7 protein-coding genes are annotated in these 9384 nt (G+C 44.0%); 3 read left to right on the top strand and 4 right to left on the bottom strand.

The window, feature by feature from the left end; translation table 11 throughout:
- Window positions 1-16 precede the first annotated feature (16 nt).
- Genes ABV001_RS00860 through ABV001_RS00870 form a run of 3 tightly spaced genes read right to left on the bottom strand, consistent with a single transcriptional unit; the run spans window position 17 to window position 6850 of the window.
- Entirely contained in the window at window positions 17-2512 is a 2496-nt protein-coding gene (locus ABV001_RS00860) for an alpha/beta hydrolase family protein (protein WP_352421056.1), read from the bottom strand.
- Window positions 2512-3879, bottom strand: coding sequence for a RagB/SusD family nutrient uptake outer membrane protein (locus ABV001_RS00865; RefSeq protein ID WP_352421057.1), 1368 nt, complete (start codon window positions 3877-3879; stop codon window positions 2512-2514). The genes ABV001_RS00860 and ABV001_RS00865 overlap by 1 nt, the downstream gene beginning before the upstream one ends.
- 10 nt (window positions 3880-3889) lie before the next feature.
- A complete protein-coding gene (locus ABV001_RS00870) occupies window positions 3890-6850 on the bottom strand; it encodes a SusC/RagA family TonB-linked outer membrane protein (RefSeq protein ID WP_352421058.1) in 2961 nt (986 codons plus the stop codon).
- Between ABV001_RS00870 and ABV001_RS00875 the strand changes: the two genes are divergently transcribed.
- The 3 genes from ABV001_RS00875 (at window position 6828) to ABV001_RS00885 (ending at window position 8986) form a co-directional block, all read left to right on the top strand.
- Window positions 6828-7085 carry a hypothetical protein gene (locus ABV001_RS00875; RefSeq protein WP_352421059.1) on the top strand — a complete coding sequence of 86 codons (258 nt, stop codon included), beginning with the start codon at window positions 6828-6830 and terminating at the stop codon, window positions 7083-7085. The two genes, ABV001_RS00870 and ABV001_RS00875, sit on opposite strands and share 23 nt — an antisense overlap.
- Window positions 7086-7547: 462 nt before the next feature.
- On the top strand, window positions 7548-8018 hold the full coding sequence (locus ABV001_RS00880) for a helix-turn-helix domain-containing protein (protein ID WP_352421060.1): 471 nt from the start codon (window positions 7548-7550) through the stop codon (window positions 8016-8018).
- A gap of 155 nt (window positions 8019-8173) precedes the next feature.
- Window positions 8174-8986: a KilA-N domain-containing protein gene (locus ABV001_RS00885; protein ID WP_352421061.1), complete on the top strand. Its 813-nt coding sequence runs from the start codon at window positions 8174-8176 to the stop codon at window positions 8984-8986.
- A gap of 143 nt (window positions 8987-9129) precedes the next feature.
- Here ABV001_RS00885 and ABV001_RS00890 read toward each other — a convergent pair whose 3' ends face one another.
- Window positions 9130-9339 carry a hypothetical protein gene (locus ABV001_RS00890; RefSeq protein WP_352421062.1) on the bottom strand — a complete coding sequence of 70 codons (210 nt, stop codon included), beginning with the start codon at window positions 9337-9339 and terminating at the stop codon, window positions 9130-9132.
- Window positions 9340-9384: the final 45 nt, after the last annotated feature.

The following is a 9384-nucleotide window of genomic DNA, read 5'->3' on the forward strand; positions in this document are numbered from 1 at the left end:
GGCGCCTTATTTATTTTCAATCTGGGGAGTCTATCTTTTCAATCCAATCTATCTTTTTTTCTCCTTTCAGAAAGTAGTCATACCATTCCAATATCCTTAAAGAGATATCGTTGCATGCTTCCTGTGAATACATAGTATGCCCCTCGTCGGGATAAAAGAGGGCGACCGCTTTTTTCTTGTTCCTTTTCAGCCCGATATAGAACTCCATGGTCTGTTCCCAGTAAATATTCTGATCCTTTTTTCCGGTCCACAATAAAATGGGAGCATTCACCCTATCTGCATAGTGGATAGGGTTGTTTTGAAAATAAAGTTCCTTGTCTTCACTGAAACTCTTTTTCATCCGGTATTGCCCGGTCTCGAATTGCCAGTAAAAAGGTCGTGCAAAATTGTAGTTATACGAAAAATAGGAACGGACAATATCACTGTTACCGGCTCCGGCAATATAGGCAGCGAACCGGTCGGAATGGGTGGCGATAAAATTGGTTTCATACCCACCGTGTGAATGTCCGTAAAGGCCGATTCTATCTTTATCGATACTTTGATTGCTTTCCAAAGCATCCAGGGAATGGTGTACACAGTCCAGCGCCGATAAACCGGTACCTTTTTCCCCGAAAACAATGTCAGGGAAATAGACACAATATCCTTTTTCCAGTAATAACCGTAGATTGAACCCGTCACTGTTTGGTGTGCTGGATTCCGATAAGGGATATCGATTGTGCTTGTGGCTTTGTATCTGGTAAATTTTTACCACCATCGGATATTTCCCGGAAGGATTGTAATTTAACGGGTAATAAAGGATACCTTTCAAGGGAATGCCGTCGCTATTAGCATAAGAGACCGTTTCCTGTTTGAGGGATAAGACAGCTTTGTCGGTTTGGTTGCTTTGAAACACTATGTTTTTTCCCTTGCCCGGTGCTGAATGCACAAGCCGCGGAGGGCAATTATAATTTTCTTCAATATAATAGAAATGTTTGTAATCCCCGTCATACTTCAACTCCCGTATATTCATATCTGTAAATGGCACGAGCATTTCATTCCGTCCGTTTTCGTATAAGAGGTAAGTGCTTTTATTTTCCCCGGGATCATAGAGGTTAAGCAGCACCGGTTTTTCCGGATCGATTGTTTGGTGTCTAAATCCAATCCCTGTGTTGATACCTTTGGAAGTTCCGTTAAGGATAGTTACCTTGTATCCTTCAAAATCATCCAGTTTCGATAAATTGTCTTCCTCCAAATTATAGACCCACCATCCGTCATCCCCGTCAAAAAAAGCTTTCTTCCCGTCCGGTGTAAAATAAGGATTTCGCAACTTATCCGAAACAATATTCTTTTTAGTGCCTGTGGTAACATGGTATGCATACCAGTTATTGTCCTTCGGATATAAAACATATTCCCCACCGGGTGAAGGATACAGCGCCCTTGTGGTATCCATCAGGGAATAAGTATTCTCCTGAAGGTCATAAATATCGAACTTCAATCTGGGGGAAGCAGTGATATAATCCTGTAGAAGGAAACGGTCAAAGCTCAGGAAATAACGTTCATTGCCCAGGCTCACTTTCTCCGCCGATTGATCGGTACCTATCCGCGTTATCTGTTTTGTTGCGGGTCTCCAGAGATAATAGGCATAAACAGGATGAGGATAGAATTTTTTCTCCAACTGGTAATCATTCCCGTACCAGATATCGACAAGCGATGTATCCTGTTTTTCGTAATCGACTACTATCCTGAGGAAATAGTTCCCTCCTTCTGCGATTGCCTCCGGAAAAACCCGTTGAAGGTTTATGGGCAATACTTCCTGCAAAGGATAGGCTATCTTAGTTTTTAGATCGAGATAGGTGGCGTTCAAAGCTGTACTTTCCCGTTCCTGTTCATGGATCATGATGCCTTGTTGCCCGGGATATATGTCCAACAACTTGATTTCGCAGGGAGAGTTGTATAGCTGTTCCTTGCCTTTATCGCTCAGCCGTACAAGGTGATAATCCCCTTCTTCCTCTTTGGTAATAACATATACACAGTCATTTTCTGCAATCATAAATTTGGTTGCGTGATCGACGGATTGCAACAATCTGCCCGAAGTGTCATACACCCCTACCCTGTTATCGGCTTCTTCGTTGTAGTGTAATACGAACAATCCTTCATCTTTCAGGATATTCATATTTTTTACATGCTCGAAATAGATACCGGTTTGTCTCTTCAGGTTCCATAACTCCGCCGACTGCCGGTTTCGGGTAAGCAAATGATTGTTACCGGGAAAAAAGGGTTCGCCTATGCTTACTCTTTGCCCTATCTCCTTTTCGGGATGGTGGCTATCAAAGATCAGGATCGTATCACGATTCCGCTCATACAATTTGCTGACAACGGACCATCTGCCATTCTCACTCATTTTCGAAAATCTCATATTGTAATGTCTGTCCACAAGCCGTTGCAGCTCTTCCCACTTGTTTTGTGCTTTCAATTCCGTGCCTGAAAATGTCAACAGGCACAGGGATAATAATATAAATGGGGTTCTCATCATTAATATCCGCTGTTTTGAGGGTATAAATTGGGATTCATTAATAGTTCGCTTTGAGGAAGAGGCCACACCTGTTTGTAGTCTTCCCAATTCGGTTTCATGACACTTAACTCACCCAACCTGCCCCACCGTTTCAGGTCAAAGAATCGATGTCCGAATTCGACAAAGAATTCCCGCCGTTTTTCAGCCATTAACTCGTTATAGAATTCCTCTTCCGGTAAGGATGTGAATGGGGTTAACCCCGCCCTTTCCCGTGAGGCATTGAGGTAAGGGATTGCATTATCCATCCTGTTTTGTCTGGCCAGTACCTCCGCCATCATAAAGTAAACCTCTTCCAGACGAAAGACGATGGAATATTCATTCGTGTTGTTCTGCCTGTTTTTATATTTATCTGGCCGGTACCATGACTGGCCGTTAACAGTTATTTCCGCGATCCATTCCTGTTTGCGGAGATCATTGCTGGCAAAGGCATCCACCAGGTCCTGTGTCAGCGCATAATTCGGGGGAGCCGAATTGACAAAATAATAGAACGGCACTTCGCTTGTCGCATCCCCGCTGTTCTGTGGTTTGAGCTGCCAGAGGATATGTTTGCCCGACTTATGGAATACCTCATTGATATCCGGCTCATATTGATAGAGCGGAGACTGAAGGATATTTTCCAATACCTCTTCGCCCAACAGCCATTCCTCCTGTAACAGGTAAATACGGGCCAATAGCAGTTGTGCCACTTTCCGGTTGGGATAGATCCTTTCTTCATTGCGGTAATCATCCCCTAACAAAGTGACAGCTTCCGTCACATCCCTCTCTAACAGTGTCAGCAATGCAGCATCTTCCGTTTTGGCAATCGTCCGGTTGTATTCGTAATCCAGGCTGGTCGTATAGGGAATGTCGCCAAAAAGCTGTTGCAGGTAAAAATAAAGCAACGAACGCAACAGTAATGCTTCCCCTTTGATCCGGTTTTTGTCGTTACCGGACAAGGCGGTCGATTGTTCCACACCATAAATAACGGCGTTGGCATAATAAATTTGCTGATAAGAAAAATTCCAGACATTTGAAATGGACGTATTTGACTCCTGTACCTGATTTTGATATATATCCATATTCCCGTTCTGGTCAAAAGTATAATAGTCCAACTCATCGGCATACGATCCCAACCGGGAACCGACTCCGTTAAAACTTCCACCGGACAGAAGGGACTGGTCCCGTAACAGTGAATATATATTCGCCAGTGCGGCGTTGGCGGTTTGTACATCTTCGAATACCTGCGGGGTACCCAACTGGTTGGTGGGATACTTCACGTCGATCAGGGATTCACACGCCGTGAACAGGAGCAATCCCCAGCAAAAGAATAGATATGATATTGTTTTCATTTTTTTATTTTTAAAAATTAAACTGGACGCCGAAAGACCAAGTCTTCAGCGGTGGTAAAAACCCGGTCAACACAAACTCGGGATCCATACCGAAATAATCGGTAAACGTCAAAACATTCTGCCCCTGCACATAGAACCGTATATCCCGCACGTGCTTGTTTACTGGAAGCCTGTAACTTAATTGGATATTCTTCAGGCGGATAAAAGAGGCATCACCGATGATCGCCGTACTATTCACGAAACGTGTATATGACTGGTTTTTCTGTGCATACGCGCCGGATGTATAAGGCATATATTGTCCGCCGGGATTATCCTTCGACCAGACATTCAGGATTTCCACCGGTTGGTTATTCATCGTCCCCGGCACCGGCATCGTACCAATAATATTTTTCTGTACCTGGTCCACAAACTGGAATAAAAAGGAGAATTCCCATTGTTTATAGGATAAGAGGTTCGACCAGCCGCCATAATACCTGGTACCTATTTTTTTGATTACCTGGTTGTCGTCCGGTGAAGAGATATTGCCATCGTCATTGTAATCCGTAAAGGTATAGAGGCCGGTTTCCGGGTCGATTCCCTCATAGTTATACACTTTCGCGATAGACACAGGATAACCGATGACGTATTGGTTTGCATAGGTGGAGCCTTCCAGTCCCGGAAACGATACCAGTTTGTTTTTAGGGAAACTGATATTGAGATCACTGTTCCAGTTGAACCTGTTTGTTTTTACGGGATTGGTATTCAGTTCGAACTCCAGCCCTTTGTTTTCCACCGTGGCCGGCAGGTTGGCCTGGATACTGCTGAAACCGGTAGTTCTCGGCAAGGGAATACCCACCAGCTGGTTGCCGGAACGGTTACGGAACCAGGAGGTATTCAGACGTATCCGGTCGTTGAGGAATCCGAATTCCAATGCTATTTCCAGTTTGGTTGTTTTCTCCCAACTGAAATAGGGATTGTACAACCGTGAAGGATACACCGCCTTGATACCGCCATAACTCCTGCTACTCACGGTATAGGTATCCAGGTACTGGTAGTCGCCGATGGCATCACTTCCGGTCACCCCGTAGCTTGTACGCAGTTTCCCGAAGCTGAGCCACCGGATATCATTGAAAAATTCTTCTTCGGTGAATAGCCATGCGGCGCCAACCGCCCCGAAGTTGGCAAACTTGTTATCCGTCCCGAAACGGCTGGAACCGTCCCTCCGCCCGGTTAGATTGAGGATATACCTGTCCCTGTACTGGTAATTGATCCTTCCGAATACAGCGGCGTACTTGTATTCGGTTTCAGTATCGTATATGACAGTCACATTCGCTGCCGCTGCCATGTTTGCGATCAATGCATTACTTTCAAACCCCAGACCGGATACACCCAAAGCAGACGTTTGCCTGTGCTGGAAAGTGCCTCCTATCAATATATCGATTTGATGTTCATTAAATACTCGTTTGTAATTTAACTGGGGTTCCAGCAAATAGGAAAACTGGTTTTGGTTCGCTTTCCTGATATTGGAGTTGGCGGGTGTAATCCCGAAAGCGGGATTATACATCGTACTGGGTGACAAAATTTTCTCTTCAAAAACCTGCTGGTTGATTCCGCCGTTCAGTTTCAGATAAAAGGAGCGGAACAGTTCATAACCCAGGTTGATATTGGCATTAAGCGACTTGTTCCTGTTGTCGTAGGTACTTTCGTACGATGCCATGGGATTGGTGAAGGTATTGTTCTCCCAGTTCAGGCTGCCGTCCTCCTTATAGAGTGCCGGTGCATTGGGGCTGAGCAGGAGCGACTGCTTGGTGATATCTGTCCGTATCAAATTGTTAGTTTGTTCGGAAAATGTTCCCGATACGTTCATTGTAAACCGATTGTCTGCCGAGCGATGGTTCAGGTTCAGGGAGAGGTTATTGGTCTTGTATTTGAAATCTTTGCCGAAGACGGTGGTTTGTTCGTTGTGGCTGCCGCTGACCAGGAAACTTGTATTATCGCTGCCCCCGCTTATTGAGAGCTGCACGCTGGAGTTGGCAGCCGTCCGTCCGGTCAGTTCGTCCTGCCAGTCGGTATAACGCTCCTGATCCCAGGTGCCGTTGATATCATATGCGTTGGCCGGGTATTGCGTGATGCCGTCATTGGCATACGCCTGCCTGCGCATTTCCAGGTATTGCGGGGTATCCATCATCTCCAGTTTGCTGGTCACCCGGCTAAGGCCATAGCTGCTGCTGACGTTGACAGCCATCTTTCTACCTACCTTTCCTTTTTTCGTGGTGACCAGTATTACGCCGTTGGCGCCACGGGAACCGTAAATGGCCGTGGCATCCGCGTCTTTCAGGATTTCGATGCTCTCGATATCATTCGGGTGGATGGCGTTCAGCGGGTTGATTTCCGTATAGGGAAGTATGGATGCGGAAATACTGTTTGAAGATGTTTCCGCGCTTACCGGTACTCCGTCGATAATATACATCGGGTAGTTCCCCACCCTTCTTAAACTGTTCGTGCCGCGGATCTGGATGTCGTAACCGCCCCCGCCTGTGCCGGTGCCCTGGGTAATGTTCACCCCGGCCATGCGCCCCTGGATGGCCGAAAGCACATTGCTTACCGGCTGGTTCTCGATCTCTTTGGATGTCACCCTGGCAATACTGCCGGTACGGAGCTGGTCTTTTACGGTATAATATCCGGCATTCACAATCACTTCGGACAGTGCGGTGGCCTCTTCCTGCAATTGCACATCTATCCGTGTTCTTCCGTTCACCGGTATCTCCTGCGTTTTAAAACCGACAAAGGAAAAGGAAAGTACCCCATCCGTCGGCACACCGGCCAATGTATAGCGACCGTCGTCCCCGGTGGTCGTGCCGGTCGGGGACGTTCCTCTGATCACTATGGTGACACCCGGCAGCGGGTTACCTGACGATTCGGTAACCCGCCCGGTGACGGTGACCGTTTGCGAATAAGTAGTAGAGTTTATGAAAAGAAAGAACCCTGCCATCAGCAGGAACAACAACCGGTACCGTGTGCATATATCCCGTAAGACGGTTAATAACGACAGGCAACGCTCAGGATATTTAGATTTATCATTTATCATCATGGTGTATCTGTTTATATTACAGGCCGACAAAAGATTTGATCCATTACAAGCGGCAAATACCTTGTCGGCGTTTAGTAAAAAATTAAAAGGTATTTCCGGCGAATGCCGACTGAGAGAGGAGAGAGTTAACAGATAGCTGAAACCCGGTGCGGTATTAGACAATCGTGCGGGCGTAAAATATATATGCGGGGATATAAAAAAGAGGCGCGGACGATTGCCATTATTCCAACATTCAGGCTCCGCAGGGGCCCTCACCAGAGAATAATACAATGTCCACGCCCTTATTGCTAAGGGCGCTTCCATTCTTTGGTCTCTGGTTTTGAATTTTGCGGATTCGAATGTTGTTAGACCAAAAAAAGCGCTATATTACTTCATACCATAAATGCGATACAAAGATAATAATTCGTTATAAATGCTGTTATGTTTTCATATCCTTTTCTTTAAAGTATTATAATCATCAGACAAAGATATAGGATATACAAGGAGAATGAAGAATATAGGGAGTTCATATTTATTAATTTGGGGTTCTTATTTATTACTAAGAAAAATTTTGACTATCTTTGAAGATATTCTATAAAACCCTATAAAATGTACTGGTATGGAAACAGTTGAACAAAAAACAAAGAATAAAAATACGCATCATGGGCACGCCATCAAACGTTTCCGGACTACATTGGGAAAGAAGCAAGAAGCGCTGGCCGCCGATATGGGAATCAGTCAGACTCTTGTCTCTTTTTATGAGAAGAAACAGGTAATCGAGGATGAGATGATCGATAAATTTGCCAAAGCTTTGAACGTAGCCCCAGAACTGATCAAGGAACTCGAAGAAGATCCGGTAACTTTGATTATTGAAAATAATACTTTTGAAGAAGGAAGTATTGCCAATATTTCTAATATATCAGAAGGCAATAATAACACTATTACCAATAATCCCATCGAACAAATTCTCGAATTGACTAAGGAAAAAACTACATTATACGAACGGATGCTCGAGCTGGAGAAACGGATGCTTGAACTGGAAAAAGAAAAAAGTGCTCTTCTGGAGAAGTTATTGAAGGATCAGAAATAGGCAACAAGAAGATTATATCTCATTTACCGGCCTGGTTTTAAGCCAGATGTATGAAGCTATAATTATAAATGGCTTAGTTTGAAAAGTAGTATCGAATACCTTGGAGAGTGTGAAATCTTGTACAAACCTAATTTTAATTATACCGAATATAGATTATGGCTAAAATAATAGTAAAGGGAACAGATATAGTCTTTTACAAAAAATCAGAAGAGGACTATATTTCACTGACAGACATTGCAAAAATTCGGGATAAAGACAATCCTTCACAAATAATCAGCTTATGGTTAAGAACTTACAGCACAATCGAATATATCGGATTATGGGAAATGCTGAATAATCCGGATTTTAAACCCCACATTTATGAGGGGTTTAAAAACGAATCAGCAAAACCTCATTTCTGGATGTCTTCTCAAAAATGGATTTCCGAAACAAACGCGATAGGAATAACCTCAAAATCGGGTCGCTACGGAGGAGGCACGTATGCCCATTCGGATATTGCATTTAAATTTGCAGCATGGATTTCTGCAGAGTTTGAACTCTATCTCGTAACCGAATATAAGCGCCTAAAAATTGAGGAGCAAAAGGCTCTAGGCTGGTCAGCCAAACGGGAACTGTCGAAAATCAATTACCATATCCATACTGATGCTGTAAAGCATAATCTGATCCCGGCAGAGCTCACTCCACAACAAATATCAATCATGTATGCCAATGAAGCAGACGTGTTGAATATGGCTCTTTTCGGGATAACGGCAAGACAATGGCGTGGAGCCAATCCCGACCTGAAAGGCAATATCCGTGATTACGCAACCATCAACGAACTGATATGCCTGTCGAATATGGAGAATATCAACGCCGTTCTCATCAACGATAAAATTCCACAATCAGAACGGCTACAAAAACTTAACCAGATAGCCATTCAACAGATGCGGGTGCTACAGGAAGTTGAGAATCGTAAATATTTGAAATAAGGTGATAGCACAGCTTTGCTTATCTTCCACCAAATATTTCCACGCTGGAATTGCGTTTATCAATATGCCCTCCATTTCAATTGTTCCTTCTTGATTATACGTGATAATTTGAAGTGTATCAAGTCGAGAAGCATTGTGCAATTTTAGCAAGGCATTACATTACATTCACGCTCACGGGTTGCCATATCAAAAACCGAATATGACACCTGAATACCGAGTTTTTCTTTCGGAACATAAAAATCAACTTCTATGTTTTTTTGTAATAAAAAACTTTCTCGCCGTACTTTTTCTTTAAGAAAATGGCAATCAGATTTTCCAACAAGCGCGATTAACTTCTCCCCTTTCTTAGACAATTATTATTCAAAGATAAGTTAGTTTCCCGGGTTCGCCCCGCCGGG

It is taken from the genome of Proteiniphilum sp., from assembly GCF_040307845.1.
GTDB lineage: Bacteria > Bacteroidota > Bacteroidia > Bacteroidales > Dysgonomonadaceae > Proteiniphilum.